A 26,958-nucleotide genomic window follows, 5' to 3' on the forward strand; every position below is an offset into this window, starting at 1 on the left:
TCCGATCTCGGCTTCAACAGTCACGATATTTGGACCACTGTTCCTGGTGTCAGTTCAGGGACATTGGCGATAGAAGCCCATCCGTCGGATTGACCCGTAACGCTGACGCGGACGACAGTTGCCCCGCCACCCTCCTCTGTCGAGGCCGTCAACGTCACGTATGCACCGTCGGCATCCTGCTTTATTGCCGTCAGCGGCACCGCGAGGCTATCTGCCAGCGAACTCTTGACGCTGATAGAAACCGGCTGCCCGGATTTCGGCAGAACGACGCCATCGGGGACAGCAACAGTCACATCCATTCCGGCAGCAGTAGCCTTTTCTGGATCCCCTTCCTGAAATTGACCAATGGAAGAGACAGTTCCTTGGGAAACAAAGCTTGAGGCACCGTGCAGTTCAACACTCTGGCCGTTCTTGAGAGCTTCTGCCTGGACTATGCTGGCTCTGGCCACGATGGAGTCGGGACCCACTTTGACGGTAGCAACAACCTTTTCCTCTGTGAGAACTGCACCTACGGCCGCCACGGAAACGACTGTGCCCACATCGTTCGGTATCTGGGCGAACTCCTTCCACATCACTTCAGTCTTCTTGTCGTTCCCCAGCGGTGGGGTTAGGCCGAGGTCCTCATACAGTGCTTTTACTGCCTTCTGGCTCGGGTCGTCGTAAATGCCAGACAAGTTTGGCCAGTAACCCAGGCCCAGGAGGGCTTGCTGTAATGCGGTTACATCAGGCCCAGTGTCCTTGTCCTTCAAATTCCTGTATAGAGGGACTGACGAGGGCATTGTTATCAGAGGACGCCCGGAAATTGAAGCGATGAGCATTCCCGGTGTGATCTTGTCACCAGCGCTGACGTTTGTTTCCGTAACGACCGCACGTTCGGCATTTGACGGAGCCGAGGCCAGGATGGAAACTGACGGACCGGCCTGGACGCTGCCCTGTATCTCCAAGCTGCTGGTGAGGGATTTGCGTTCCACCTTCGCAGTCACCTCGATCTGTGTACTTACAGACTTAAGCGCCTCGGCTTCGGGGGAAACCACACTGCTTCCAGCGATGTATGCGCCTATGAGCGCGAGCGAAATCAGCACCGAGAACAAGACAATGCGGCCGAATCTTGGAATTCTGGAAAGCCTGACTGTGGTTATTGCATCGCTCACTAGGCCGCTGCCTTCCCGTGCTGACGCAGGACTTCGGCCGCACGGGATAGAGCATCTTTCTTCTCTTGCGCCAGGGCATTTAGGGCTGCCTGATTACGTGAGATCAGAGCCGCTTGGTATTGGGCCACGACGTCCGTTATGCGTTGAACCATGTCCGTGCGTTCCTTGCAATCCACGTCCTGGATAGCCGTTCTGATCTGCCCTTCTTGGTCCGACGGGAAGGAAGGTATCCAACCACCCGGTTCTTCAGCTCGCATTGTAACGCCTGAATCCTGCAGGCAGCTGATCCATTCATCTTTGGCAGCGATATAGTCAGGGTCTCGTGCTGACAGCGCTATAGCATCATTGATAATGCTTGCCTGGAGTGAGCTTTCACCCGCTATTCTGCTGCGGAATGCCGGAATCTGGGTCCCGGCAGTTGCGCCATCACATTCGAAATACTTCTGCACAGATTCTTTGGATGAGACTCGTGTTCCAGAATCGTAGATTCCTCGGATCGTGCGGGTTGCCACCACGTTATAGCCGTGCGTCGCAGCAAAGGAACGAACCCAGATCCCGTACGTATTTTCCGTCCGAACCTCGAGATCTCCGTGCTTCTCAGGCATTGCCACGCCTGCCTCTTCAACGCACGCTTCGATGATGTACATATTGGCCGCCGATATAGTCATTGACTCATCTGCGTTGGCCTCATACATGTCCATCGGCAGGGTAACGGTTGCCGTCGATGGGTCCAGTTTCGCCTTAACATGCTTGTAGGCCCCCCGATCCACCGACGGCAGGCTAGGCTCGTTCACTGCAGGTGCGTTTGCGCTGTTCGCGTCTTTCGGAACTACTCCACAACCCGTCAATGCGATCAAAATCAGTGCAACTGCAAGTGGATACCTAGCCACCATTACCTCCGTATAGCAATTTTACAAAGTGGACTGACCTTTAGTAGGCCTCTTGATGGCTCGATATCTTGTCGTTCCAGCTTCCACCACCGGGGAAAGCAATGCTCTGCAAATTACTCACGACTTGGCCCTCTTTCATGTAGAACATATTGACACCGGTGTGATTCGTGTGCTCGTAGAACATCACATATCTGTAAGAGGGGTTAGTTGTATAGCCGACAATAATTGAGGAGGTGCTATCATTAACCGCACTTCCCAGCCACGACGAATTGTATGAATTCGTTGTCTTAACCCCGTTCCAATTCGAGTCGGAAAACAGGCACACGTTACCGTTGTTGCAGGTCTGACTGCCGTCAGCAGTGGCAGCGCTAACACCAGCGCCTGCCATTAGCGGGAGCGCAAAAGCGGACGCCAACAGAGCCTTCGTAATTGTCTTCATGTCGCCATTTCTTTAGGTGTGAGAGTTCTGGCGATCCATTAGACGCGGTCAAGCAACGACCCCACTTACTTCCCCCAGTAACCGTTGATAACTCGTCATGACCGAAAGGCGCTGACTAGCCAAGGAGGAGCCTAAGCCCAAAGTTGGGATAAACCAAACCAGTCATCCGGTTTGTTGAGCAGAACCGAGGGGGCCGCTCTTGGTGTGTTCTTCCTGGCCTTTGTCAGGCCCGCCCTCCCGGTCCTGATTCGGTATGCACCGTAACAGGGCTTCCCAGCCGAGAGGAGCAAAATTTCCGCGCATGGGGCAAGGTACTTGGGGTCGAACGTGGATAGCAGCACGATGTCAGGCAGAGCGGCCAAGGGCATCGATGCGGGTAGACCAGCAAGGCGACGTGGCGGCTCTGTATGAGCCGAGGCCTCCGTGCGCATTCGGGGCTATCCAAGCGGGGCGGGGAGACAGACAGAGGGCGACGGCGGCACCCAAGCCGGGTACCGCCGTCGCCCTCTCCCTACGGTTTGGCTTTAGGCATGTGCCTGGGAAATCCGAATCATGTTCCCTGAGGGATCACGGAAGGCACAGTCGCGCGGGCCCCACGGCTGGTCGATGGGCTCCTGCATGACCTCTGCTCCGGAGGCCCTGACTTTCTCGAACAACCCGTCCAGATCGTCAGTACGGAACACAAGCATGGGGAGCACGCCCTTGACGAGGAGCTCTTGGAGAGCGTCGCCGTCGGCCTGGGAACGGCCGGCATGCGGCGAGGACAGGACGATCTCAAGGCCAGGCTGGTCCTCCGTTCCAAGGGTGATCCAGTGGAAGCCGCCCTGGGCGACGTCGTTGCGGACTTCGAGGCCGAGCGCGTCGCGGTAGAACGCGAGTGACTCTTCGGGATCGTTGACAGTGATATTGCAGTACTGGAGTGCGATAGTCATGGTGGCAACGCTAGTCCGAGGCTGCCGGCACCGCTTCTCCAATACTGCTTTTCACGTAGCGGGCCGGACGGGTCCTGATCTTGGCGATACACGCCGGCATGGCCTCGACGGCGTGGTGGTCCCGGGAACGATACGAACTGGGCGTCTCCCCCACGATCTCCGTGAACCGGGCGCTGAACGAGCCCAACGATGTGGAACCGACCTCCATGCAGGCGTCCGTAACGCTCCATCCCGCCCGCAAGAGAGCCATGGCCCGTTCGATCCTGCGCGTCATCAGGTAGCTGTAAGGCGTTTCGCCGTAGGCATCGCGGAACTGCCTGGAGAAGTGCGCCGGGGACATTAATGCGTGCCGGGCCATGGTGGGAACGTCCAGCGGGCGGGCATACTCACGGTCGATCAGATCCCGTGCACGGCGCAAAAGAACCAGGTTGGCCAGGTCCTGAGGAGTCATGTGATGAGGCTACCACCGGGTCCCGGAAGTTCGAGTCGAGTGCTGGTTTGCCCCGCAGGGTACAGTTACCTGCATGTACATAGATTCGGACTCTAAGGCAGGTGCTTTCCGTGACCTGAGTTCGGCGTGGTCGCAGGTCGCGGCAGTGGTGAGCGAGGTGGACGCTGACCTCGCCAAGTGGCTCGCCGACACCTACAACATCGGCCTGACCGACTACCGTGCGGTGCTCCACCTGAGCAAGGAGTCAAATCGGGAACTGCGAATCAACGAGCTTGCAGCAAGGGTCCACCTGAACCAAAGTTCGGTGACGCGCTTGGTGGGACGCCTCGAAGCCAAAGGACTGGCCTTCCGCGATACCTGTCCTGACGACAGGCGAGGTGTCTATGCGGTCATCACCGATGATGGACTGAACGTCGTGAAGACAATCCGCGAGCCATACGAGAACAAGCTATGGGAGCTGCTGCAGAGCGTAAACCAGCAGCACCCGCATCTCCATCTCGTTGACATGGATCGCGCCTTCGAGACTTTAAGGAAACTTGTTTCCTGAACCAGAAGGAATCATGTTTTTTTGACCATATATCTGTATGTACATGCAATATTTTACTTTATTGAAAGGAACATCATGAGCTGGTTCTATCTGGGAATAGCCGTCATCTTCGAAGTCGCCGTCGGCATTTTAGCGAGCAAAGCACAAGGCTTCACCAAACTGTGGTGGACGGTCGGAACCCTCGTCAGCGGCGCGATCGCCACCCTCTTCCTTAGCCTCGCACTACTGACCTTCGACGTCGGCGTGGGCTATGCGATCTGGACCAGTGTCGCCGGTGTCGGGATCGTCATTTTCGGCGCCACCTTCCTCGGTCAGCGGCTGAACTGGAAGAAAGGCCTCGGCATCGCTGTCGTCATTGGCGGGGTCGTCGGACTCCAACTCAGCGGCGCCGCATGACCCTCCCCCACCCCATCACCGTGAAAGGACGCATCTAATGACCACCACAATCACCCCTCAAATTAACCCCGTAACGCTAACCCGCAAAAAAGCAGGATCCTGGTTTGTGCTTCTGCTGGCAGGACTGTTCGAGATTGGCTACGCCCTCAGTGTGGCCGGCAGCAAGGGATTCACCGTCCTCGGCTGGTCTGTCTCAGCCTTCATTTTCTTCCTCTTGACTCTGTTCTGCCTCAGTGTTGCCCTCAAAACCATCGACGTAGGAATCGGCTACGCCGTGTGGGCCGGCATCGGCGCAGTCGGCGCTGCCCTTCTCGCACCCATCTTCTTCGATGAGGTCCTCACCCCGATTCGTGCCATCTGGCTGGCCGTCATCATCGGCGGTGTCGTCTGGCTAAAGCTCGCTGACAGCGCAAAACTACAGCGAAACGGCTCGGAAGCAACCGTCGCCGAACCAGCTCCCTAACCACCCGGCCGCGTCACCGCCCCCTGGCGTGCTGCGTATTGCAGCCGCCACGGGAGGGGCCATTTGAAGCCTAAGCACCGGGTGAGTCCGGGCTTTCCTTGAGCCGGGCCACCAGGACTGGTGCGCCCTCGCTTTCCGGGAGGGGATCGGCGTGGCGGTGCACCACCTTCCATTCACCGTCCTCGCGCCGCAGGATAGTGGTGACTCGGAGCGAATACGGCCTGGTGACGGCGCCGTCCAGGGAAGCAACGGTGTGCTCGATTCCGGCCAGATAACCCAGGTCACCGCTGACACCGGCAGCTATGACCTCATATCTGAAGGACTGGCAATCGGAGAAACGATGGGCCAGCCAATTGAAGACTGGGGCTATCTGGTCCCATCCAATCTTTGACTGGGCTGCACCAAAAAGGGTTACGGGAGCCTTCTGCGACCACATCGTTATTCGCGGAGCGGCATTCCCGTCATGGATAGCGGCGTCTGCTTCTTCCAGGCGCGGCAATACCGATGCCAGGAATTCTTCAAGTTCGCTCATTTTGTCCCCTGACCTCGACCCGGAACATCGACACTTTCCAGTATCGGCACCGCCTTCACCTGGCCACAAGGACCTTCCGGCCGCAGACAGCTGCCGGACCAGCAGTTACTCCGGCGCGGCCAGCCGTCGCGCGGACTCTTCAATGGCAGCGATGATCTCCTCGGTGCGGCCGTCGAATTCCCGGTGTTCCCCGAAGACACAGAGGGAGGCAACGATGGTGCCGGCAGGATCGCGGAGCGGCACGGCCAACTCGTGGACGCCGTGCTCAAACTCTTCCACAGCGTGGACCACCCCCCTGGGCCGGTCCCGCTCCATGAGCGTGAGAACCTCGGCAGTGGAGTGGGCTGCTTGCGGACCCCCGACGCCGATAAACTCCACGTCCGCAAGCAGCTCCTGCAACGCCTTCCCGCTGTGATCCCAAAGCAGCGCTCGGCCTGATCCGGTGCACCATACGGGGGTGACCATTCCGGGCTGCATCATTCCCCCGGACAGGCCGTGGTCACTTGAGGACCTGATCAGGATGACGCGGGCGCCGTCCCGTACCGACACCCTGCCCCGGAGGCCGAGGTCGGCAGTGATCCGCTGGAGTTCTACTCTGGAGGAACTGACCCACCCACCATTGAGCGATGCTGCAAGCGAGAAGAACGCGGGGCCTGCACGGAAAGGGCCCCGGTCCACCCTTTCCAGCAGGTCCAGGTCACAGAGTTCCTGGGTCAGGCGAGAGACCCTGCTGCGGTCCATGCCAAGCTCGACGGCGATCTGGGTAACGCCGTACAGCGAGCGGCCCCACTTCTCACGGTCAGCGACGATGCGGACAATCCGAAGCCCCTGTGCCAGGGATGAGACTTCAGAAGTTTCCATGTTCGTGGCTCCTCACCGCGGGATGACGCCCTATTCTTGCACAGCCGCCTCTTGCACAGCCGCTACTCCGCCAAGGCAGCAGTCCGACGGGAGCGGCCGTATTTGAGGTGGAAGAACACGTAGCAGCCAATGACGAACGGAACCCCAAAGTAGAGGGCATAGATCTGGTTCGGATCAAAGGCGATACCTACAAGGGACACCAGGCACAGGCTGAACGCAAGGATGGGCACCAACGGGTACAACGGCGCCTTGTAGCTGAGCGTCGAAACGTCCCCGCCGTTCCGCACGAAGGCCCTGCGGTGGAAGAAGTGCGAGGCAGTAATGGACATCCAGACTCCCACCACGGCAAAGCCGGCAACGGACACCAAGGCAAGGTAGACCAATTCCGGTGAGACGACGCTGCAGATCAGCGAGGCAAACCCGCCCACCATGCTGACACTCAACGCAAGCAAGGGAATCCCGCGCTTGGTCAGCCGCCGGAAGGCCTTGGGAGCATGGCCCTCCTCGGAGAGCGAAAACAGCATGCGTGCACAGGAGAACAGCCCGCTGTTGCCCGCCGAAAGCAGGGCGGTGATGATGACGAAGTTCATGATGTCGGCGGCGAAGGGAATGCCGATGGAGGAGAAAACGGTCACGAACGGGCTCTCGTCCAGTCCCACCTGGTCATACGGAATGGTTGCGGCGATGACAGCAATGGCACCGACGAAGAAGATCAGGAGGCGGATAACGGTGGTGCGCATCGCCTTGGGAATGCTTGTTTCAGGGTTCGCCGTCTCGCCCGCAGCCACGCCAATGAGTTCCGATCCGGAGAAGGCGTAGAAGACGGCGAGAGCGGTCACGAGCACACCGGTAAACCCGTTGGGGAACAGGCCCGACGTCGTCGCGAAGTTTTCGAAGAGCATGGGGTGTTCGCTGCCGCTGGCGGCCAGGGGGTGGAATCCCAGGAGCGCGGCTCCGCCCAGGACAATCAGGACGACGATGGCGCCCACCTTGATGATGGAGAACCAGAACTCGGATTCGCCAAAAACACGCGATGAGATGGCGTTGAGGGAGAAAAGGATTGCTGCAAAAAGGATGCACCAGATCCAGACGTCCACCTGCGGAAACCACCGCTGCATCAGGAGCCCTGAGGCGGTGAACTCGGACCCGATGGCAACCGCCCAACAAAGCCAGTAGAGCCATGCCGTGGTGAAGCCAGTGGCTGGGCCTATGGACCTTGCAGCATAGATGTGGAATGCACCGGAAACGGGATAGGCGATGGCCAGCTCGCCCAGGCAGGACATGACGAGGTACACCATAAAGGCGCCCACGAGGTAAGCCAGTACGGCGCCAAGCGGCCCGGCCTGGGAAATGGTGTATCCGGAGCTCAGGAACAGGCCCGACCCGATGACGCCCCCCATGGCGATCATCACGAGGTGGCGCGGGCCCATGGAGCGCCGCAATCCGGATTCTTGCGCGGCCGGCGGTGCGGCCTGAGTACCCAGCTCAGTGGGTGAAGAGAGTGACATGAGGTCTCCCAGGAGTGGTGAGGATGCCAGCGTTTGCTGCACCGGCTCCGGTTGCGGCGAGGGAGGGAATCTCCCGCTCCGCACTTCCAGAGGTGATGAAAGTAACACAAATCACGAAAAACAGTCATTAAAAACATCCAAATATGCATATGTTGCACGTTTTGATGACGTAGGCTTCGGCCAATGTGCTCGGAGCATGGTCGATCTGACATGTGTCCGGTGCAGAAAGACATGGTTCGGCTGACACGTGGTGGGGCGAGCATGGAAGGACCAACCCCTCCTGACGAAGGACCATCATGACCACCTATGACCTTGCTTTGATCGGCTTTGGCGGCGTAAACCGGACCCTGGCCGAGCTGATCCATACCCGGGGCGATTCCCTCGAAGCGGAACTGGGCTTCGGTTTGAGGATTGTTGCCATCACCGATCTCCGGCTGGGTTCGCTGGTACAGCCGGAGGGCATCGACCTCGCCGTCGCGCTGGGGCTCACAGGCGACGGCGCGTCATTCGCCCAGCATGGTGGCTCCGCACTGCCCGACAATGAAGCGGTCATCAAGACCTGCTCGGCGGACATCGTGGTGGAGGCCACTTTCACAAACCCCGACGACGGCGAACCTGCGGTTTCTCATGTGCGCTGGGCTTTGGAAGCCGGTAAGCACGTGTGCACCACCAACAAGGGACCGGTGGCGCTGCGGGGCCGCGAACTGTCGGAGTTGGCACGCCAACAGGGAGTGCACTTCGAATTCGAGGGCTCCGTCATGAGCGGAACTCCCGTCATCCGGCTGGCCAAGCAAATGTTCAGCGGGTTGCGCCTCGGTGGGTTCGAAGGCATCATGAACGGGACCAGCAACTACGTCCTGGGGCGTATGGAAGCGGGGCTCGGCCTGCAGGAAGCCGTCCGGGAAGCCCAGGACCTGGGCTATGCCGAGGCCAACCCGAGCGCAGATATTGAGGGGTTCGACGTCCAGCTCAAGGTGCTGATACTGGCCAACGAACTCCTCGGCGCCGGCCTCGAGCTCCGTGATATCACCCGTCAGGGAATCTCCTCCGTGACTGTCCAGGACGTCCGCCAGGCCTCACTGGATGGAAAGCGCTGGAAGCTGGTGGGGTCCGCCCGCCGGAACGCTGACGGTTCGGTGACAGCCGGCGTCGCGCCCGTTGCATTGCCGCTTGACCACGGTCTGGCCGGGGTTTCAGGCGCCACCAACGCGGTGGCCTTCACCACGGACCTCCTGGGGCAGGTCACCGTCTCCGGCCCCGGCGCCGGTCGGGTGGAAACCGCCTACGCCTTGCTCTCGGACATCATCGCCATGCATGCGGGGATGACCACCCAGGCTTCATCCGTCAAGGTGGTGGCAAATGCGTAGCACCGTGGCCGAATGTCTTCCCGTGGAATACCTCAATGTCACCAGCCCGTTCGACGGCGGAACAGTAGGAAGCGTGAGCGTCACCGCAGCGACCGAGGTGGAGGCCGTTCTGGAGACTGCCCGCCGCGGCGCCAAGGTGGCGGGCGGTCTCTCCCGCGCAGCCAGGGCAGCCATCTTGGCCGGTGCCGCGGCCGCGATTGAGCTACGCAGTGAAGAGTTCGCCCGCACCATTGTTGCCGAGGCCGGCAAGACCATCCGCCAGGCCCGTAAGGAAGTGGTTCGTGCGGTCAACACCCTTCAGCTCTCTGCCGCGGAGGCAAAAAGCAACGCCGGCGAGGTCATTCCATTCGATTCCTATGCCGGCTCGGAGAACCGCACCGGCTGGTTCAGCAGGGAACCACTGGGAATCATCGCCGCCATCACGCCCTTCAACGATCCGCTGAACCTGGTGGCGCACAAGATCGGACCAGCCATTGCAGGCGGCAATTCAGTGATCCTGAAGCCGTCGGCCCTGACTCCCCTGTCCGCCCAACTTCTTGTCGACGCCCTCGTGGACGCCGGCCTGCCCTCGGAAGTGATCACGGTGGTGAACGGTGGACGCGAGGTGGTTGCCGCCGTCGTCCGCTCACGGGATGTACGCATGGTGTCCTTCACCGGCGGGTTTTCCACCGGTGAAGCCATTGCCCGGGAGGCCGGGCTGAAAAAGCTGTCCATGGACCTGGGCGGAAATGCCCCCAACCTGGTATTGGCTGATGCGGACGTCCAGGAAGCTGTTGACGCCTGCGTTTCAGGGGCTTTCTGGGCGGCCGGCCAGAACTGCGTGGGGGTCCAGCGGATCCTCGTCCAGACGCCGGTTTATGAAGATTTCCGCAGCAGGTTTCTCGCCGCCACCAGCGTCCTGGTGACCGGCGACCCGCTCGAGGAAACCACCGACGTCGGGCCCATGATCACCCAGGACGCGTTGCGTCAGGTGCAGGGCAAGGTCGACGACGCCGTTGCTGCCGGTGCCGTACTCCTGATCGGCAACCGCGCGGATGGCAATGTGTTGCAGCCCACCGTCCTGGAACAGGTCCCGCTGGGCGCCCGGCTCTGGCAGGAGGAAGTCTTTGCACCCGTGGTGATGCTCCAGCCGTTCGATTCCCTGGACGAAGCATTGGAACTGGCCAACGCGATCGACTTCAGCCTCCATGCCGGCATTTTCACCAACTCCCTGCCCGCGGCGATGGAGGCGGCGAGGCGCCTGGAAGCCGGCGGCGTGATGATCAACGACTCCTCCGACTACAGGTTTGACGGCATGCCGTTCGGCGGCTCCAAATACGGGAGCATGGGCCGGGAAGGCGTGCGGTTTGCCTACGAGGAAATGACGCAGCCCAAGGTGGTGTGCATCAGGAACTGACGGGCGGCTCAGGGGTTCCGGCGCCGGGCTGTCCGGCGCCGGAACGGCGGATCACAGTGGAAAGCGTCAGGGCCGTCACGGTGTCATTGACGCCGGGCAGGCTGGCGATCTGCTCCCAGATGACCTGAATCCTGTCCAGGGAGCGGGCCTCAAGGCGGACCAGCAGATCGAAGTCGCCGCTGAGGACGTCGCACAGCACCACTTCGGGAATGGTCCGAAGTGCCGCGAGGACGTCGGAACCCCGCATCCGGTCCTTCCGGTACACCAGCAACATGGCCGAAACCACGTGCTGGCCGGGCGCTCCGGCCACCACCGTGTACCCCTGGATGTGCCCGCGGCGCTCCAGGCGGCTGATCCGCTGCCTGACGGCATTGCGGGACAAGAGGACGCGCTGGGCAAGTTCAGCGTGCGAAATCCTGGCATTTTTTGTCAGCTCGGCGATGATCGCCTCATCGATGTGGTCGATCGTGTATTGCTCCACACTTGCCTCTCGCAACCGCCCGACGCCGCTGGATCCGGACGGACATCAACGGACCAGGTCCGCTTGGGGAACCCGAGTAAAGGATAGTCCCTGAAGGTCTGAAGGAGTTCACTCCGCGTGGGCCATGGGCCGCAGCCCGGCGTGGAACGATGCATGCGAGCGCAAAGCGGATTCGGGGGTGGCCAGGAAGTCCGTCAGACCCTTGGCGGCCTTCCTGACGGCCCGCCGCTGAACTCGACGTAAGCGGCTCCATGTCCGCCATTTTGTAGGTTCCTGGATGTGGCAGAAGATCTGGTGTGCGTTCGTTGCGGGGCGTAGATTCAGTCAATCCGATGCGATGGCGCAGCGTTCTTATAAGAGCTTTCTTCGAAGGAGGCCAAGATGGCCGGTTGGCACACCAGAACCCTGTCCCGCTGGCGCCTCACCGTCAACGGCCAGGACCTGGAGCCTCTGAGCGCATGGACGCCGTCACCATCCCGGGCCACCTACAGATGACAAAACCACTAACCATTGACTGCCACGGCCACTTCACAACTGAGCCCGCAGCATTCCATAACTACCGTGCCGCGCAGATCGCCTACGCCGAGGGTCGAAGGGAAGCTCCCGATCCCTACAGCGGAATATCCGACGTTGAACTGCTGGAGATCATCACGGCCAACCAGCTGCGGCTGCAGCGCGAACGCGGTTCTGATGTCACCATCATTTCTCCGCGGGCATCGGGGATGGGCCACCACGTACCCGGGCAGGACACCGCAAACAACTGGGCGCGGTTATCCAACGACACCATCGCGAGGATCTGCGAACTCTTCCCCGAGAACTTTGCAGGCGTGTGCCAGCTCCCACAAACCATCGATGGAGAACTGGGCCCGGTCATCGAAGAACTCGAACGCTGTGTTGAAGCGGGCTTCGTAGGGTGCAATCTCAACCCGGATCCCTCAGGTGGACGCTGGTCCGCACCGCCTTTGACGGATCTGTGGTGGGATCCCCTCTGGGAAGCCATGCAACGGCTCGATCTGCCGGCGATGATTCACGTCTCGGCCTCCTGCTCCCCCGCGCTCCACACCACCGGAGCCCACTATCTCGCTGCCGATACGGCAGTGTTCATGCAGCTGCTCGCTGGCGACCTGTTCGAGCGGCACCCGAACCTGCGCCTGGTAATTCCCCACGGTGGAGGCGCCGTCCCATACCACTGGGGACGGTACCGGGGCCTGTCACTCATGCTGAATAAGCCGCCGCTGGCCGAGCACCTGATGCGCAACGTCTTTTTCGACACCTGCGTCTACCACCAGGAGGGAATCAACGCGCTGTTCTCGGTCATTGACCCGTCAAACATTCTGTTCGGCTCCGAATTGCTGGGCGCGGTTAAAGCCGACGACCCGGAAACAGGCCACCCGTTCGATGACACGAAGCGGTACATAGACACCCTGCAGATTGATCCGATAGAGCGGAATGCAGTCCTGGGCGGCAATGCCCGCCGGGTCTACCCCCGCCTCGACGCCCGACTCACCGCCCAGGGGCGGTAAACCTATGGCGTCCTCGCGCGGAACGACGCAGGCGCCGTCGTCGTCCGCGTCGATGACGGCGCCATTCACAGGCCACTCCTGGCCCTTTTATGGCCCATTCCCGGCCCAAGACCGTCCACGATCGAGCCGGCCCCGCAGGACGCAATGATGCGTCCTGCGGCAATAACCAACCGGCCGGTCCCACTTTTCCCGAATTTCGCGGCCGGCCGCTTCAGTCCTGACAAGTACGCTGCTGATTCGTTCAGCAGCAGAACACCGGAGCCGGGTACCGTCTAAGCCTTCGCCAGAATGGCGGCCCCGGCCATCGCCGAACTGCCCAAATCACTCCTTTTCAGAGCCTGCCCGGCATCAAGGGCAGCTGTCCAGGCATCAGTGGTGCCGACGGCGGCCCAGTTTGAGTTCAACAGTGCGAGCAGTGTGGTGTGCACTGTTTTCGCATCGGCGAAACCTGCATCATTGGCGAGGTTGATGGCCCCGGTGGCGTCGGAGAGAACTTCGGTATTGAAGCCGAGCACCTCGGCTTCAACGGCCGAGGCCAGGATGCAATTGTTGGTCATGTAGCCCACCAGGGTGACCGTATCGATCTCATGCTGGCGCAGCCAACCCGCAAGGTCGGTGTCACCGTAGACCGAGCCGTACTGCTTGGTAACTGCTTTCCATGCATCCGTCCTGCGGCTCTCGACGTCGGGGTGAAGGTCAAATTCCTGTGTCCCGGGCGCGAAGACCGGCGCGCCCTCACCTGCGCTGTGCTGGATGGCAGCAATAGGGATGCCGGCGGCTGCCGCAGCATCTATTGCGCGCACAATCATCGGCAGGGACTCCTGATGCGGAGGGTACTGGATCTCGAGAGGTCCGCTGAAGTACTGCTGCTGGACATCGACGAGGACAAGGGCGCGACGCGGGGTGCTCATGGTGTTCTCCCAAGAAAAAGATTTGTTTGCCGCCGGCTGGCAACCCTTCCATCCTTCGCGCTCCGGACAGTGTCCACCAGTGGCACAGATGCCCGTATACGATTGATTCAGGCCAAAAATACAAAAGGAGAGTCGCATGCGGATCGCGGTGTACGCCTTCGACGACGTGACCATGTTCCATCTCGCAGTTCCGCAGATGGTTTTTGACGAGGTCACGCGCCAAGGACTCGCTGACTGGAGCACCGTCCTTTTCTCTGATCAGGGTGGCAGTGTCCGAACGGCAGAGGGTTATCAACTCGGAGAAGTCTTCGGCCCAGAGGCGGCGGACGAAGCGGACGTGGTGGTGGTGCCTTCATGGTTTGATGACGGCCGCGCACCCAACGACACCTTAGGTGGTGTCCTTAGGCAGGCACACGAGCGGGGCGTCACTGTCCTGGGGCTCTGCCTTGGCACTATCCCCGTCGCCGATGCTGGCCTGCTTTCCGGACGTTCCGCCGTCACACACTGGCAGTCCTTCGATTACCTCGCTGTCCGGCACCCAGATGTATTCCTCGATCAGACCGTGCTGTACATCGATCATGGTGATGTGTTGACCTCAGCCGGCACAGCGTCAGGTCTCGATGCTTGCCTGCATCTGGTGCGGAGCCGCCTGGGTGCGGAGGCAGCGAACCAGGTTGCGCGCAGTCTGGTCATTGCCCCACACCGCGAAGGCGGACAGGCACAGTACATTGAACACCCCCTTCCGGCGCGTTCCTCGGACGATCCCATGGCGCGCTTGCTCGAGTGGGCTCTGGGCCGGCTGGGTGAACCTCTCGGCATCGATCGCCTCGCAGCCCAGGCGCACATGAGCCGGCGAACGTTCATCCGGGCCTTCCGGGATTCAACAGGGACTACACCGTCCGGCTGGATACGCACACGCCGGCTTGATGCTGCCCGACGCCTGCTGGAAACCACCGACTTGTCGATTGATCAGGTTGCAGCCGACTGCGGCTTCGGCAGCGCCGTGACCCTCAGGCAGAATTTCGCACGAGCCTTCTCCACCACACCCACCGAATATAGACGCCACTTCGACGCCAATCTCGGAGGGGGGTCGACGCGCTGACATTGCATCGGCGAGGATGAATGCGTCCCCGTGGTGTGAAGAAGGAGTCAACGCGATGACCAAGTATCTGATCTCATTTCCCAGTGCCGCCATGGTTCTCTCTGAAGAAGACCTGCAGGCGGCTTCGGTTGCGTCGCGCGCTGTCGTTCAGGAGGCGAAGGATGCCGGCGTCTGGGTGTTCGGCGGCGGCATCAACGACAGCATCCCACCGGTCATGGTCGACGGCGACGGGACAGTGCGCGAGGGCACTTACCCCCAAACGACGCAACTCGACGCCGGGTACGCCGTGTTGGAACTGCCCTCGTACGATGCAGCCTTGGAGTGGGCCGCGAAGTTGGCGGCCGCCTGCCGGTGCGCCCAGGAGGTGCGCGCTTTCCACTACGATCCCGCCAGCTAAGCACCGGCCCCACAGCGGGCTCACGGCTGCTACAGTTCGCAGAATCACCTGTCGAGATCCAGATGCAGCACTACATTAACTAAGGTCAAATGATGCACAGAACCATCGAGGTGCCATATCAGCCACTTCCGGTCGATCAATCAAACGTCCGCTATCTGCGCGGCCCCGACTCTGAACGGCGCCCCGGTGTTCCAGCCGGCGAAACACTCGAATTCGAATGCGCTCAGAGCAAGGTCTACCCGGGTACATCGCGTAAGTTCTGGGTCCATGTTCCGGCCCAATACAGCCCTGCAGAACCGGCTTCGGTCATGGTGTTCCAAGACGGCTGGTGGTATCTCGATCCTGAGGGCGAGATAAGGGCAGGGGTCGTCCTCGACAACCTCGTCCACAGTGGCGCGATCCCGACGACGATCGGCGTCTTCGTGGATCCGGGCGTTATTGTCGGCGCGGCTGAGCCGAAGAACCGAAACATTGAATACGACACCTTCGACGACAGATACGTCACCTTCCTGCTCACCGAGATTTTGCCCCAAGTCACCGAACGCTACACAATCTCCGACGACGCTGGCATGTGGGGGATCTGTGGAGGCAGCAGCGGCGGCAACTGCGCCTTCACCGCCGCTTGGCTGCGCCCGGACAAATTCCGTCGGGTCATCGGATTCCTCTCCAGCTTCACGCAGATGCCAGGTGGCAACCCCTATCCGGAGCTCATCCCGGCCATGCCAGCAAAGCCTTTGCGCATTTTCCTGCAGGCTGGCCACCGCGACCTGCGCTGGAACGAAAGCGAGCGGAACTGGCTTGCCAATAACCTCCGCGTCGCCGCGGCCCTCGCCGAGGCCGGCTACGACTTCCGGCTCGTCCTTGGCGACGGCGGCCACAGCCCAAACCATGCCGGGGCATTGCTCCCAGACGCCCTCAGATGGGTCTGGCGCTAACTTGCCAACATGAAAACTCCAGAAGGGCCCGATCCGCCGTTATTCCGGCACTCCCGGTGATTCTCCAGCACGGGGAGTGCTTTGACTGTGAATCGCAGAGCCTATGAGCGTTGCGCCGCCCAAAGCGAGGAGCGCCGCTCCGACAGCTGCAGCGGGGAGTACCTCTGCTCCTGTGTTGGCGAGTTGATGGATCGTGCCGTTGGCGTGGGCGGGTGCTGTTGACGTGGTTTCAGGGGTTGGTTGTGCCGTCACCGTCGGTGCGGCCGGAGCTGACTGCGTCGGCGGCGTGCCATCGACGGCCCCCGCTTGCATCGGTGCCGGGGTATCGACGGTCCCCTTTTGCATTGGTGCCGGGGTTGTGGGCGTCAAAGGAGAAAGTATCGGGTACTGCATGAGGGTGCCAAATCCCAGGGCGTCATACCCTCCGGAGTTGGGGCCGTAGTCGCCGCCTCCGCCGTCGGGCCGAAGAGTGGCGGCGATCTGGCTGACCCAGGGGGTGCTGAGGCCCTTGCGGCCGGAGTAGTGTCCCAGAACCTGATCCCACACCGGCCGGCCCTGCCCGCGCCCGCCCGCGCCGGGGACTGACTGTGTCCGCCAGCCTGCGTGGGCGGCGGTAGTTGCCTTTGGGCCGGACTGCCAGGTGTACGGGGTGAACGGGACGTCATTGCCCAGGTTGTACTTTGCGACGTACTCCGCTGCCTTGAGGAAACGGTTGTTGTCGTGCCCGTAGCAGTCGATGCCCTGGTTCCAGGCCATTTCGCAGAAGGCGCCCATGAGCCCGATGCCCATAATGCTGTGCGCCTGGTCGCGGCCGCTCTCCTGCCACTGGGCCAAGCCCTCGTCTTCGTAAACGTAAGGCACAGCGTTAGCCAGTGAACCGTTGCCAGCGCCGCTCTGGAAGTAAGTAACAGCACGGTCGACCAGGTCGTCGCGGTCCGCGAAGATGCCGATGGCCAGGACCGATGCCATGTTGCAGAGGTCCCAGTTCGCCCAGTAGTTGGTGATGACAGCACCGTTGTGATTGGTGAGGAAGTGCTCATTCATCGGGTGGAAAATGTTGAGCAACATGCCGCGGAACCGCTCAAACTCGAAGTCCGGATGGTCCCGCACCAGCTCGGCCGCGTTCGCAAACTGGTAGCCGTAGATACCTGCAGCCAGGAAGCGGTCAGCGTTGCCGGTGACCGTCGTCAACTTCCCGGACCAGGCATTAAGGATCCGCACGGCAGCTGCGCCATGGGCGGCCACGCCGGAGATCCGCCACCGCAGGGCATTCTGGTACGCGGCATGGATATCCGTGAACAACGGCCCGTAGTTTGAGCCGTCACCACCGCGGATGACTGTCTCCACCGGACGTGGCTGCCAACCGGAACCGGACCGGCCGTTCGCCACGAGACGATCCCAGCCACCCAGCCACGGCTGCGTGCCGGCCTTCACCTGCGCCGAGACTCGCTCAAGGTCGGACAGGGTGTGCACCAGTCCCGGGTGCGCGTATGTCGACGTCGTTCCCGCAGTGGTGGTAGCCAGCGGCCCGGCGCTGAGTTGGCCTGCAGTGTCCGCTGACGCACCCGAAGCACCGAACGCTAGAAGCGGTACAGCAGCAGATGCCCCGGCGATGAAGGATCTGCGTGTAACAGCATGGTCGGACGAACGTGGCGCGCCAGAATGGGGTGTCATTGATTTTCCGTTCGATCGAGAACACTGGGAGGGCCGACTTCGCTGGCCTTCGCCCACGGAGCCTCACACAAAGGCTGGTGCAATCCTACCTAGGGGAGGAAGCTCAGCTGTTCGGCGCGGCAGCCATCCAACTCCGGACGGCAGGATGGGCACTAACCGTAGCCCCCACCTAAAAGCCACGCAGCCCGGCCAGGCTTCAGCTCGTTGTCTGCTCAAACATTGGCCGTGTCGGCCGTTGCCTGCCGGCCGTATTTTCCTAATGGGAACATCAGGTAGTAGATGTACAGCACCCTTCTAAATTGAGCGTCTGCTGCTCCGCCACTTCAATGCACCGGTTACGGCCGTGAACGCGAGAGCCAATGCGCTGCCGATAAGGACAAGAATGGTGAGGCTGATGTTCGCGGCACCCGGCCAGGGTGTCAGGCCGTGCCTCTGTCCCCCCGTGTCGATCATCTCCGTGATGGAAGAGATCAGTCCGATTGCTGCCACCGCAACAAGGGCTGCCCACAGGACTGCAGAGACTTTGCCGGCCAAGGACTGATGCGCTGGATTTTTCTCTATTGATGATGCCACTGTTTCTACCCCCAAATTGTTCTGGATTCTGCCCCACATGATGTCCGCAGAAATGCCACGGACTGCGCGGCTTGCAATAGAGCGGTCGGCTGCACCGGCCGGAAGGCCTCGGCGCAAGGCGTCAGCCTGCTGTTCGTACATGTCCGAGATCAGCTCTTCACGTCGGGTTTTGCCCTGGCCGGCAGGTACACGGCGACTGTAGAAGTCGACCCAAGCCATGACTGCTTTCGTGACCCTGGTCCTTTGGATGCCCTGATATTCGTCGCTCATGCTTGCGCCGGCCGTAGGATCTGTGCTCGGGCAGGAGCGCTTGCAGCGGCTTGAACGACCTGCAGGGCTGCCCTGCCCTCGGCTGTGATGCGGTAAAGACGGCGGCGGGGGCGCCGCTCCTTCTCCGCAATCTCGGGATCTTCCCATTCAGCCTCAAGAAGTCGAAAATCCGTCATGCGCGCCAGGGCCTTGTACAACGTCCCGTGCGACGTCAACCTTTTGCCGTCGTCAGCCGAGAGAGCACTGGCCACCGCGAATCCATAAAGAGGCTCGTCTTTAGAATCTCGTTGAACGGCAATCTCCAGAATGCGGAGCTCAAGTTGGAGAAGGCTTCCTTGCTTTCGTCGACCCATAGTTCAAAGAATAGGAAGATACCTTCCGTTTAGTCAATGGGGCTCTCTATAAGCGGGCCCTGGAATTCGATACAGGTCTTGTTGAAGACGAGGGGATGGCCCGGGTGAGCGACGCGAGGGCTCGCGTTATCTCGTGGCGAATAGTTTCGTCATGGATCAACCCATCTGGACTAATGGATTGCCTTGGGACGGGAACGTCCACGCAGGCCTCGTCGATCAATACGGCACCTGTATATCCCAGGACCGTCGCAAGGGATGAGTAAGTGTCTTTTGCCCGGAGCTGGTTAGTTGATGGATTGATCCATGCCGTTGGTATACCCGTGATCTCTACACCTCCAATGGTCCACTCGAGGAGATTCTTGAGGGCGCCCGGCATTGTTCCCGCATACTCCGGCGTGCTGATCAGGAGAGCGGATGCATTCTGAATTGCCGCGCGCAGTTTTACGACCTCCTCCGGCAGGGGCTCGTGATCCAGGTCTGGGTTGAAGTGCGGAAGGTCACCGAGGTCAGCGTAAACACTCGTCGAATAAGGGGCACTAACCAAGTCCGCAACGGTTGCAATTACTGCCGTGTTGACTGAACCGAGTCTGGTGCTCCCGCTGATCAGCAAGATTGGAGGAATCATGTCACCACCGTATCCGGGCAGAACGTGGTGAAGGGGCGAGTAATCCATTGGCTAAGCTCAGAACGTGACCTACGATACCGCTACGGCGCTGAACCCTCACCGGGTCCAGCGCCGTACAGTCTTAATTCTTAGCCTTGCCCAATTGCTCAGCGGAGTTGGCAGTGGCGCAAGCCTGTCCGTGGGCTCCCTCCTCGCCGTCCAGCTCTCCGGCTCCAACGCCTGGGCAGGTTCAGTCACCACTATCACTACCCTGGCGGCTGCAGTTGCCGCTATGCCGCTGGCTGGCCTCGCCGAACGGCGTGGGCGCAGGGTAGGGCTAGTGTCTGGTGTGCTGTGCGGAATGCTGGGGGCGATTCTGATAATCGTGGCAACGGTATCAGGCTTGTTTGCCCTGCTCCTGGCCGGAGCCGCCCTCCTTGGGCTTGCCACCGCTGCAAACCTCCAGGCCAGATTTGCTGCGGTCGACCTGGCGGAGTCGGAGCACCGCGGTCGCTCCCTTGCCATTGTGGTCTGGGCTGTCACCGCCGGCGCGGTAGCGGGCCCCAATCTGATCAAGCCTGGCGCTGTTGTGGGCGAGGCGATGGGCCTGCCAGGCATCGTTGGACCCTTTGTTTTCTCGACGGCGGGACTCGCGTTGGCGGCCATACTGCTCCTGATTGGCCTCCGCCCGGATCCTTTGCTTCACGCCCGGGCCATAAGACAGGCCGCGGACGGAGTCGCGGATGCAGCGATGCCTGGTCCCCGCCGGGGCTCGCTTCTCAGAGGGCTGGCAGCCATCCGATCATCGCCACGGGCTAGACTGGCGCTCCTGGCCATCGTTGCTGCCCACGCCTGCATGGTGGCAGTCATGTCCATGACACCACTGCATCTGCAACTCCTCAGCGAAGGGCCACTTGCTTCGCACAGTGCAGGTCACGCCCACACCGCCAGCACAGAGGTCTTTGTGCTGATCGGCTTCACCATTTCACTGCACATCGCTGGGATGTATGCACTGTCTCCTTTGATGGGGTGGCTCACTGACCGTGTTGGCATGGTCCCGACAATCATCTTCGGGCACGGCCTGATCCTGGCAGCGGCATGTTTTGCGGGCTTTGGCGCCAGAGAGACCATCAACGTCACCACAGGTCTGGTGCTCCTGGGACTAGGTTGGTCTGCCGCGACCATCGCCGGTTCCACGATGCTTGCGGAAAGTGTCAGCCCCGATCACCGGGTTCTGGTCCAGGGAGTTTCAGACATGCTGATGGGCGCTGCCGGAGCTGTTGGCGGGGCTTTCTCAGGCCTGGTCATGAGTTGGATCGGCTATCAGGGACTGAACCTCGTCGCCGTGGCCATTGCCGCCCTGGTGGTGGCCGTAATGTTGACTTCGAAAATCCGCAGCGCCGGAGACCGGCCCCTATGACCCGCATCGCGCTTAACCAATAGACGGTGCAGGTGGCTCCGCAGCACCGGCGAGACGTAGCGTGGCCATGTGGAAAACTACTGGAATCACAACACTGCCTTTCATCGCGAGCTGGTGGCACACGTCAAAGCCAAGGGCGGACGGGTTCTGGACATGGGCTGCGGTGACGGACTTCTGCTGCAAAACCTCGCTGTGGCCGCTGATGAGGTAGTGGGTATCGATTCTGACTCCGAGGCACTTGCCCGTGCCCGGCACAGGCTACGAGACCTATCCAATACGCACCTTGTTGTCGGAGACGCGCTGACCGACCCTGCGCTTGACCCTCTCTCCTTTGACGTGATCACCTGCGTGGCGACGCTCCACCACATGCCATTACCGGCCGCACTCTCCCGGTTCCGGCAGCTGCTCAGGCCAAACGGCATTCTGCTGGTGGTGGGACTCGCCGCCAACAAGACCCCTCTCGATTGGATGCTCTCAGCTGCACAGATTCTGCCGCTGCGCATCATTGGACGCTTGAGACAAGAGGCCCACGACACAGGGATGGTCATGGCAGACCCAACGGAATCCTTCGGAGAAATCCGCGCTGCAGCCCGCACGGCACTTCCCGGCGCGATCATCCGCCGCAGGTTCTACTACCGATACTCAATCATGTGGCGGAAACCCCTCCAATAGTCCACGGACATTCCGAGAACCGAACCCCGTCACCCCAGCTGGCGTAGGCTGGCGCGGTGAGCAATGAGAGCCGGGTACCGGTTGAAGAGCGCCTCTATGTGCCGGCGCCGGGCGAGGCGTCCGACGTCGAACTTATGCCGGCGGGCGATGTCACCGAAGGTGTGGTCCGGGTGGGAAGTACCATCCGACGGCCGCACCAGCCTCAAAGCTATGCCGTTGCTGACTACCTGGACTGGCTGGAAGATGCCGGTTTTGACGGTGCTCCACGGTTCCTGGGCAGGGACGCGGAAGGACGCGACGTCCTGACCTTCGTCCCGGGAAAATGCGCCGGGGCGGAGCCGGAAAGCTGGGTTCAATCGGAGCAGCTCCTGGAATCGGTGGCCCGCCTGATCCGCAGCCTTCACGAAGCCTCCGAGGGGTTTGTTCCCTCTGCGCATCCTTTTCCACCCCGCCCGGTAAGGCAGGACCCGGCGGAGCTCGTTTGCCACCTTGATCTGACCCCGCAGAACATCGTGGTACGCAAGGGCCTGGCCGTTGGCCTGGTCGATTTTGATCTTGCCGACTCCAGCACTGCACTTAAAGACGCCTTCAATACAGCCATGCATTGGGTGCCGCTCCGCGACCCCGACGACGCCTGGCCCGGCTGGGAAGCAACCGATCCCTTCCGCCGGCTCCGGATTTTCGCCGACGCCTACGGTTGGACAGCCGAGGAACGACGGCGGCTTCCCGCCGTCGGGATCGACGCCGTCAGGTCGTCGTACGAGCGGATGGAACACAACGCCCGGACCCTGGGAGGCGGGTGGAAGCGGATGTGGGATGACGGCGTCGGCGGCCTAATAGAGCGCCGCGCGCTCTGGCTGGACGTCCACTCTGAACGGTTGCTCGATAGCCTGATGGACAGAACCCGAAGCGAGTCCTGACTGAGCGGGAAAAGACCAATCCCTTGACTTTTTCTTCTTTCGGACGGTCAATGAAATTAGGTACGGCCGCAAAGGGGTTCCCATGGTTAATCCACATCCTTGGAACCGGCTCGTTGCCTTGGGAGACTCCTTCACCGAAGGAGTCGGAGACCCTGAACCGGAGAGCCCCGGAGGCCTTAGGGGCTGGGCCGACCGCGTTGCAGAGGAACTCAGTGTTGCCCACCCTGATTTCGCCTATGCAAACCTCGCGGTAAGAGGGCGGCTCCTTCAACAGATCATCGACGAGCAGCTCGAGCCGGCACTGGCCTTGAATCCGGACCTGGTCACTCTGTCCGGGGGAGGGAACGATCTCGTATTCCGGGCGAGCGACCCGGACCGCCTGGCGGAAAAATTCGATGAAGCGGTGGACAAACTGAGCGCGACAGGTGCGACGGTTGTGCTGTTCACAGGCCCTGATTGGGGCGCAACGCCTGTATTCGGCCTGATCCGGGGAAAGATTGCGATCTTCAACGAACATTTGCGGGCCATTGCCGTGCGCCACGACAGTATCGTCGTGGACCTGTGGGCCCTGCGGCAATTGAAGGATCACAGCATGTGGGATCCTGACCGCCTGCACTTCTCCCCGCTGGGCCACCACACGATTGCCGCCATGGTGCTGGATGCGTTGAACGTTCCGCATTCCCTCGAACCGCTGGAGCCCAAGCCGCTTCCCAAGAGTTCCTGGCGTGGCGCCAGGACGGAGGACCTGGTCTGGGCACGGGAGTACCTCGCGCCTTGGATTCTCCGACGCCTGCGCCACCGGACATACGAGGACCGCGCCGCTAAAAGGCCTGAACCCGGCCCTGTCTTCGGTTCGGCCGTGCCGGAGCACACCTCATCGAGCGGCGGCTCCTGAAACCCTTGCCTGACGCGGTCCGCCGGGAGGCAGGATCAGGACACCTTTGCGTCCGCGATTTCAAGGACCTCGTCCAGGATGGAGAGTCCGCGGCTGGCGTCCTCCACTGAAATGTTCAACGGCGGTACAACGTGGATGCGGTTGAAGTTGGCGAACGGAAGCAGTCCACGCGTCCTGCAGGCGGCAATCAGTTCGTTCATTTCGGGGCTTGATGCACCGTAGGGTGCCAGCGGCTCGCGCGTCTGACGGTCCTTGACGAGCTCAATGGCCCAGAAGACTCCGGTACCCCGTACCTCCCCCACTGACCGGTGTTTCTCCTGCAGCGCGGCAAGTCCCGGACCTAAGACGTCGGCCCCCAATTGCGCCGCATTTTCGACTATGCGTTCATCCCTCATGGCGTTGATCGTGGCCACGGCCGCCGCCGTAGCCAGGGGGTGGCCCGAATATGTCAGCCCGCCGGGGTACGCCCGCTGCCCGAAGGTAGCCGCGATGTCCGGGGAAATGGCCACGCCTCCGAGGGGTACATAGCCCGAGTTCACACCCTTGGCGAACGTCAAGAGGTCCGGAACCACATCAAAGTGGTCAATGGCGAACCATTTTCCTGAACGTCCGAAACCGCACATCACTTCGTCTGCGATGTAGATGATGCCGTATTTGGTGGCAAGTTCCCGAACGCCCTGCAGGTAGCCCGCCGGCGGCACCATGATCCCGGCCGTCCCGGGGATCGATTCAAGAATGACCGCCGCGATGGTGCTCGGTCCTTCAAGCTGGATGATCGTCTCCAGATGCTCCAGTGCCCGCTGCGTTTCTTCCTCCGGCGTCGACGAATGGAACTGCGTGCGGTAGAGGAACGGCGCATGGAAGTGGACGGTCCCGGCATTGCCGTAGTCATTGGGGATGCGGCGGGGGTCGCCGGTCACGTTCACTGCAAGGGCTGTTCCACCGTGATAGGAACGGTAGGCGGAGAGCACCTTGTACTTCCCGGTGTGGAGCCTCGCCATGCGGATGGCATGTTCGACGGCGTCCGCCCCGCCGTTCGTGAAGAAAATCCTGTTAAGCTCCCCCGGGGTCAGCTCGGCGATGAGGCGTGCTGCTTCCGAACGGGCTTGGTTCACGAACTGGGGTGCAACGGTGCAGAGCTTGCCTGCCTGCTCCTGGATCGCGGCAACCACTTTCGGATGCTGGTGGCCGATGTTGGTGTTGACCAGCTGTGAAGAGAAGTCGAGAAGCCGGTTGCCGTCCCCGTCCCACACATACGAACCCGCGGCCCGCATGACCGTCATTGGGGTGAGCGTTTCCTGGGCTGACCACGAGTGGAAAACATGCTTGCGGTCCAGTTCATAGGCGCGCCGGCCAGCCGCAAGTTCTTCCTCGGGTATCTGCTGTTCGGTGGTTGCAGTCATGGTTGTCTCCTCGGGGAACTCAACGGCGTTAACGCTCCGACAACTCACTCTACGTCGTCGCCGGCAGCACCAAAGGGATACTCCTCCTCGTCAATGGGAACACTGAGAGCCTGCTCTGCAAGATCCGCTTCCGAGGCCCCGGCACCGGTGGCCTCAAACGCCGGCGCCGGCGTTCTCCCCTCACGGCCAGGAACGGCTGAAACATGCTGCTCCAGATAGTCTGCTTCGGGCGCCTCGGACGGAATCTGCGCAGCCGGACTCTTTTCGGCAGGCTCAACGGATTCGTCCGGCAAGGCCGGTAGCTGCTGTTCGACGAGATCCGCCTCCGGGACATCGTTTGCTGACGTATTCCGGGTGTCTTTGCTGTCCATCATCGGTCCCTTCTCGAGAGCGTTATCCACTCAGAGCGGCCCTCCCCTGCGGGTCACGAGGACCTATTAAAAAGCTACACCCAGCGCCCATTCCGTGCTTCCACACGGCCTTGCGAGACTATTGACAAGGGTTAGAATAAGCCATAGCGTAAGCCCCATTGCTCCGCTAACTACATCTGCAGAGCTTGGACTTTACGAAGGGAAAGCAATGAAGCTTCTTGAAACCAACGTGTCCCGCCGCAATGTGCTGGCCGGCCTTGGCGCCACCACCCTCGGTGTCATCACCCTTACCGCATGCGGATCGAGCGGTTCCAGCACGGCCTCCGCCGGCGGGGCCAAAGACTTCGTAATGACGGTGTGGGGCGGGGACCCGGACAAGGCCGCATACCAGACCCGCCTGGACCTGGCGAAGGCCAAGTTCCCGGACTACAAGATCACTCTTCAGATCATCCCCAACAAGGATTACGCCCAGAAAGTCCAGACCATGATCTCGGGCGGCACGGGCCCGGACATCATGCAGGTGGCCGAGGACGCGAATGCCTACAGCTCCAAGAACCAGCTCCTGGCCCTTGATGAATACATCTCCTCTGCCAAGCTGGACATGACTGCCACCTTCGGTGCCGTAGCTGGAAACTGGAAGTACAAGGACAAGACCTACGCTGTCCCGGACCGCGCCGGCGCCATGATCCTCTACTACAACAAGGGTGAGTTCGAAAAGAAGGGCCTGGCCATTCCCACCGGCGACTGGACCTGGGACGATCTCCTTTCCACTGCCAAGGAGCTGACCGGCGACGGCGTCTACGGCTTCGGCGGAACCGAATGGTGGCCCACCTGGATGTCCTTTGCCTACCAGAATGGCGGCAAGATCATTGACCCGGACAGCGGACGTCCCACTGTGGACACACCGGAGGTCATCGAAGCCCTGCAGTTCTGTCAGGACCTGATTTACAAGCACAAGGTGGTGCCGTCCAAGGTGGACTACGCCAACATGGGTGCCGGAGTAGGCGGCGACGCCGCTTTTGCTTCCGGCAAGGTCATGATGAACAGCACAGGCTTCTGGAACATCGGCAACCTCGCCAAGCAGGACAAGATCACCTGGGACGTTGCCCAGATCTGGCACGGCAAAGAGAAGGCCATTTCCGCCTTCGGCTCCGGCCTGGCGATCTCCCGCAGCAGCAAGAACCCCGCAGATGCCTTCAAGATCATTGAGTTCATGACCTCTGCTGAAGGCCAGAAGCCAATCCTGGATCTGGGCCAGGACGTTCCCGCCCGCCAGGACCTGCAGAAGAGCGAAGCATTCCTCAAGCCTTCTTGGCTGAAGGCTGACGTGAACATGGAAGTGTTCCCCGAGTCCACGCCGTCGATCTTCAAGCCGCCGTTCATCCCTGAGTGGAACGAAATGCAGAAGGCCATCACCGACGCCACCGCAGACTTCTGGCTCGGGAAGACCGATGCCGCAGCCACTGCCGCGGATCTCCAGAAGCGCCTCGGTTCAATCGTCAAGACCCAGGCCTAATCCGG

Annotated in this window: 30 protein-coding genes; 14 read left to right on the top strand and 16 right to left on the bottom strand. The window is 61.1% G+C overall.

The features are described from left to right. Positions 1 to 20: 20 nt before the first annotated feature. The 5 genes from M1E02_RS20360 to M1E02_RS20380 form a co-directional block, all read right to left on the bottom strand. Positions 21 to 1,151 carry a hypothetical protein gene (locus M1E02_RS20360; RefSeq protein WP_479375979.1) on the bottom strand — a complete coding sequence of 377 codons (1,131 nt, stop codon included), beginning with the start codon at positions 1,149 to 1,151 and terminating at the stop codon, positions 21 to 23. Further along, positions 1,151 to 1,945 (bottom strand): hypothetical protein, encoded by a 795-nt coding sequence (locus tag M1E02_RS20365; RefSeq protein ID WP_479375980.1) that lies wholly within the window; start codon positions 1,943 to 1,945, stop codon positions 1,151 to 1,153. Before M1E02_RS20365 ends, M1E02_RS20360 begins: the two co-directional genes overlap by 1 nt. A gap of 136 nt (positions 1,946 to 2,081) precedes the next feature. Continuing rightward, positions 2,082 to 2,480 carry a peptidase inhibitor family I36 protein gene (locus M1E02_RS20370; RefSeq protein WP_479375981.1) on the bottom strand — a complete coding sequence of 133 codons (399 nt, stop codon included), beginning with the start codon at positions 2,478 to 2,480 and terminating at the stop codon, positions 2,082 to 2,084. A gap of 524 nt (positions 2,481 to 3,004) precedes the next feature. Beyond that, complete coding sequence (locus M1E02_RS20375) at positions 3,005 to 3,412, bottom strand: VOC family protein (protein WP_479375982.1); 408 nt, start codon at positions 3,410 to 3,412, stop codon at positions 3,005 to 3,007. 10 nt (positions 3,413 to 3,422) lie between these two features. Beyond that, complete coding sequence (locus M1E02_RS20380; RefSeq protein WP_479375983.1) at positions 3,423 to 3,863, bottom strand: helix-turn-helix transcriptional regulator; 441 nt, start codon at positions 3,861 to 3,863, stop codon at positions 3,423 to 3,425. A 73-nt stretch (positions 3,864 to 3,936) separates the two neighbouring features. On the opposite strand from M1E02_RS20380, the gene M1E02_RS20385 reads away from it, so the two are divergent. From M1E02_RS20385 to M1E02_RS20395, 3 genes are all read left to right on the top strand, one after another. Next, complete coding sequence (locus M1E02_RS20385) at positions 3,937 to 4,410, top strand: MarR family winged helix-turn-helix transcriptional regulator (RefSeq protein WP_479375984.1); 474 nt, start codon at positions 3,937 to 3,939, stop codon at positions 4,408 to 4,410. Between the two features lie 75 nt (positions 4,411 to 4,485). Continuing rightward, on the top strand, positions 4,486 to 4,806 hold the full coding sequence (locus M1E02_RS20390; RefSeq protein WP_479375985.1) for a DMT family transporter: 321 nt from the start codon (positions 4,486 to 4,488) through the stop codon (positions 4,804 to 4,806). A 37-nt stretch (positions 4,807 to 4,843) separates the two neighbouring features. Next, positions 4,844 to 5,269, top strand: coding sequence for a DMT family transporter (locus tag M1E02_RS20395; RefSeq protein ID WP_479375986.1), 426 nt, complete (start codon positions 4,844 to 4,846; stop codon positions 5,267 to 5,269). Positions 5,270 to 5,339: 70 nt separating this feature from the next. Here M1E02_RS20395 and M1E02_RS20400 read toward each other — a convergent pair whose 3' ends face one another. From M1E02_RS20400 to M1E02_RS20410, 3 genes are all read right to left on the bottom strand, one after another. Next, on the bottom strand, positions 5,340 to 5,801 hold the full coding sequence (locus M1E02_RS20400) for a YybH family protein (RefSeq protein WP_479375987.1): 462 nt from the start codon (positions 5,799 to 5,801) through the stop codon (positions 5,340 to 5,342). A 105-nt stretch (positions 5,802 to 5,906) separates the two neighbouring features. After that, the gene (locus M1E02_RS20405; protein ID WP_479375988.1) at positions 5,907 to 6,662 is read right to left on the bottom strand and encodes an IclR family transcriptional regulator; all 756 of its coding nucleotides are present in this window, start codon (positions 6,660 to 6,662) and stop codon (positions 5,907 to 5,909) included. A gap of 62 nt (positions 6,663 to 6,724) precedes the next feature. Continuing rightward, entirely contained in the window at positions 6,725 to 8,170 is a 1,446-nt protein-coding gene (locus tag M1E02_RS20410) for an amino acid permease (protein ID WP_479375989.1), read from the bottom strand. 296 nt (positions 8,171 to 8,466) lie between these two features. Here M1E02_RS20410 and M1E02_RS20415 point away from each other — a divergent pair, with 296 nt between their 5' ends. After that, positions 8,467 to 9,537, top strand: coding sequence for a homoserine dehydrogenase (locus tag M1E02_RS20415; RefSeq protein WP_479375990.1), 1,071 nt, complete (start codon positions 8,467 to 8,469; stop codon positions 9,535 to 9,537). Then, positions 9,530 to 10,933, top strand: coding sequence for an aldehyde dehydrogenase family protein (locus tag M1E02_RS20420; protein WP_479375991.1), 1,404 nt, complete (start codon positions 9,530 to 9,532; stop codon positions 10,931 to 10,933). The genes M1E02_RS20415 and M1E02_RS20420 overlap by 8 nt, the downstream gene beginning before the upstream one ends. Here M1E02_RS20420 and M1E02_RS20425 read toward each other — a convergent pair. Beyond that, complete coding sequence (locus M1E02_RS20425) at positions 10,923 to 11,414, bottom strand: Lrp/AsnC family transcriptional regulator (protein WP_479375992.1); 492 nt, start codon at positions 11,412 to 11,414, stop codon at positions 10,923 to 10,925. The genes M1E02_RS20420 and M1E02_RS20425 overlap by 11 nt on opposite strands. Before the next feature lie 389 nt (positions 11,415 to 11,803). On the opposite strand from M1E02_RS20425, the gene M1E02_RS20430 reads away from it, so the two are divergent. Then, positions 11,804 to 12,937 carry an amidohydrolase family protein gene (locus tag M1E02_RS20430; RefSeq protein WP_479375993.1) on the top strand — a complete coding sequence of 378 codons (1,134 nt, stop codon included), beginning with the start codon at positions 11,804 to 11,806 and terminating at the stop codon, positions 12,935 to 12,937. A 272-nt stretch (positions 12,938 to 13,209) separates the two neighbouring features. Here the strand turns inward: M1E02_RS20430 and M1E02_RS20435 are convergent, their stop codons facing one another. After that, positions 13,210 to 13,848 (bottom strand): isochorismatase family protein, encoded by a 639-nt coding sequence (locus tag M1E02_RS20435; RefSeq protein ID WP_479375994.1) that lies wholly within the window; start codon positions 13,846 to 13,848, stop codon positions 13,210 to 13,212. Between the two features lie 136 nt (positions 13,849 to 13,984). On the opposite strand from M1E02_RS20435, the gene M1E02_RS20440 reads away from it, so the two are divergent. The 3 genes from M1E02_RS20440 (at position 13,985) to M1E02_RS20450 (ending at position 16,282) form a co-directional block, all read left to right on the top strand. Then, positions 13,985 to 14,950 (top strand): GlxA family transcriptional regulator, encoded by a 966-nt coding sequence (locus M1E02_RS20440; protein ID WP_479375995.1) that lies wholly within the window; start codon positions 13,985 to 13,987, stop codon positions 14,948 to 14,950. A gap of 55 nt (positions 14,951 to 15,005) precedes the next feature. Continuing rightward, positions 15,006 to 15,347 (top strand): YciI family protein, encoded by a 342-nt coding sequence (locus M1E02_RS20445; protein ID WP_479375996.1) that lies wholly within the window; start codon positions 15,006 to 15,008, stop codon positions 15,345 to 15,347. An 89-nt stretch (positions 15,348 to 15,436) separates the two neighbouring features. Then, a complete protein-coding gene (locus tag M1E02_RS20450; RefSeq protein ID WP_479375997.1) occupies positions 15,437 to 16,282 on the top strand; it encodes an alpha/beta hydrolase in 846 nt (281 codons plus the stop codon). Positions 16,283 to 16,321: 39 nt separating this feature from the next. Here the strand turns inward: M1E02_RS20450 and M1E02_RS20455 are convergent, their stop codons facing one another. The 4 genes from M1E02_RS20455 to M1E02_RS20470 all read right to left on the bottom strand — a co-directional run bounded on the left by M1E02_RS20455 (position 16,322) and on the right by M1E02_RS20470 (position 19,777). Further along, a complete protein-coding gene (locus M1E02_RS20455) occupies positions 16,322 to 17,956 on the bottom strand; it encodes an alginate lyase family protein (RefSeq protein WP_479375998.1) in 1,635 nt (544 codons plus the stop codon). Positions 17,957 to 18,250: 294 nt separating this feature from the next. Beyond that, positions 18,251 to 18,799, bottom strand: a complete 549-nt coding sequence (locus tag M1E02_RS20460; protein ID WP_479375999.1) for a hypothetical protein — start codon at positions 18,797 to 18,799, stop codon at positions 18,251 to 18,253. Then, positions 18,796 to 19,050: a helix-turn-helix transcriptional regulator gene (locus M1E02_RS20465; protein ID WP_479376000.1), complete on the bottom strand. Its 255-nt coding sequence runs from the start codon at positions 19,048 to 19,050 to the stop codon at positions 18,796 to 18,798. Before M1E02_RS20465 ends, M1E02_RS20460 begins: the two co-directional genes overlap by 4 nt. Before the next feature lie 148 nt (positions 19,051 to 19,198). Next, the gene (locus M1E02_RS20470; RefSeq protein ID WP_479376001.1) at positions 19,199 to 19,777 is read right to left on the bottom strand and encodes an NADPH-dependent FMN reductase; all 579 of its coding nucleotides are present in this window, start codon (positions 19,775 to 19,777) and stop codon (positions 19,199 to 19,201) included. Positions 19,778 to 19,841: 64 nt separating this feature from the next. Between M1E02_RS20470 and M1E02_RS20475 the strand changes: the two genes are divergently transcribed. From M1E02_RS20475 to M1E02_RS20490, 4 genes are all read left to right on the top strand, one after another. Then, positions 19,842 to 21,176: an MFS transporter gene (locus M1E02_RS20475; protein ID WP_479376002.1), complete on the top strand. Its 1,335-nt coding sequence runs from the start codon at positions 19,842 to 19,844 to the stop codon at positions 21,174 to 21,176. Between the two features lie 69 nt (positions 21,177 to 21,245). Beyond that, entirely contained in the window at positions 21,246 to 21,848 is a 603-nt protein-coding gene (locus tag M1E02_RS20480; RefSeq protein WP_479376003.1) for a class I SAM-dependent methyltransferase, read from the top strand. 56 nt (positions 21,849 to 21,904) lie between these two features. Further along, positions 21,905 to 22,768 (top strand): phosphotransferase, encoded by an 864-nt coding sequence (locus tag M1E02_RS20485; RefSeq protein WP_479376004.1) that lies wholly within the window; start codon positions 21,905 to 21,907, stop codon positions 22,766 to 22,768. Between the two features lie 82 nt (positions 22,769 to 22,850). Continuing rightward, positions 22,851 to 23,663: an SGNH/GDSL hydrolase family protein gene (locus M1E02_RS20490; protein WP_479376005.1), complete on the top strand. Its 813-nt coding sequence runs from the start codon at positions 22,851 to 22,853 to the stop codon at positions 23,661 to 23,663. A gap of 35 nt (positions 23,664 to 23,698) precedes the next feature. Here M1E02_RS20490 and M1E02_RS20495 read toward each other — a convergent pair whose 3' ends face one another. After that, complete coding sequence (locus tag M1E02_RS20495; RefSeq protein WP_479376006.1) at positions 23,699 to 25,066, bottom strand: aminotransferase class III-fold pyridoxal phosphate-dependent enzyme; 1,368 nt, start codon at positions 25,064 to 25,066, stop codon at positions 23,699 to 23,701. A 44-nt stretch (positions 25,067 to 25,110) separates the two neighbouring features. Beyond that, positions 25,111 to 25,467 carry a hypothetical protein gene (locus M1E02_RS20500; RefSeq protein WP_479376007.1) on the bottom strand — a complete coding sequence of 119 codons (357 nt, stop codon included), beginning with the start codon at positions 25,465 to 25,467 and terminating at the stop codon, positions 25,111 to 25,113. A gap of 178 nt (positions 25,468 to 25,645) precedes the next feature. On the opposite strand from M1E02_RS20500, the gene M1E02_RS20505 reads away from it, so the two are divergent. Next, positions 25,646 to 26,953 carry an ABC transporter substrate-binding protein gene (locus M1E02_RS20505; protein WP_479376008.1) on the top strand — a complete coding sequence of 436 codons (1,308 nt, stop codon included), beginning with the start codon at positions 25,646 to 25,648 and terminating at the stop codon, positions 26,951 to 26,953. The last annotated feature ends 5 nt before the right edge of the window (positions 26,954 to 26,958 follow it).

Source organism: Arthrobacter sp. Z5-13, assembly GCF_056499105.1.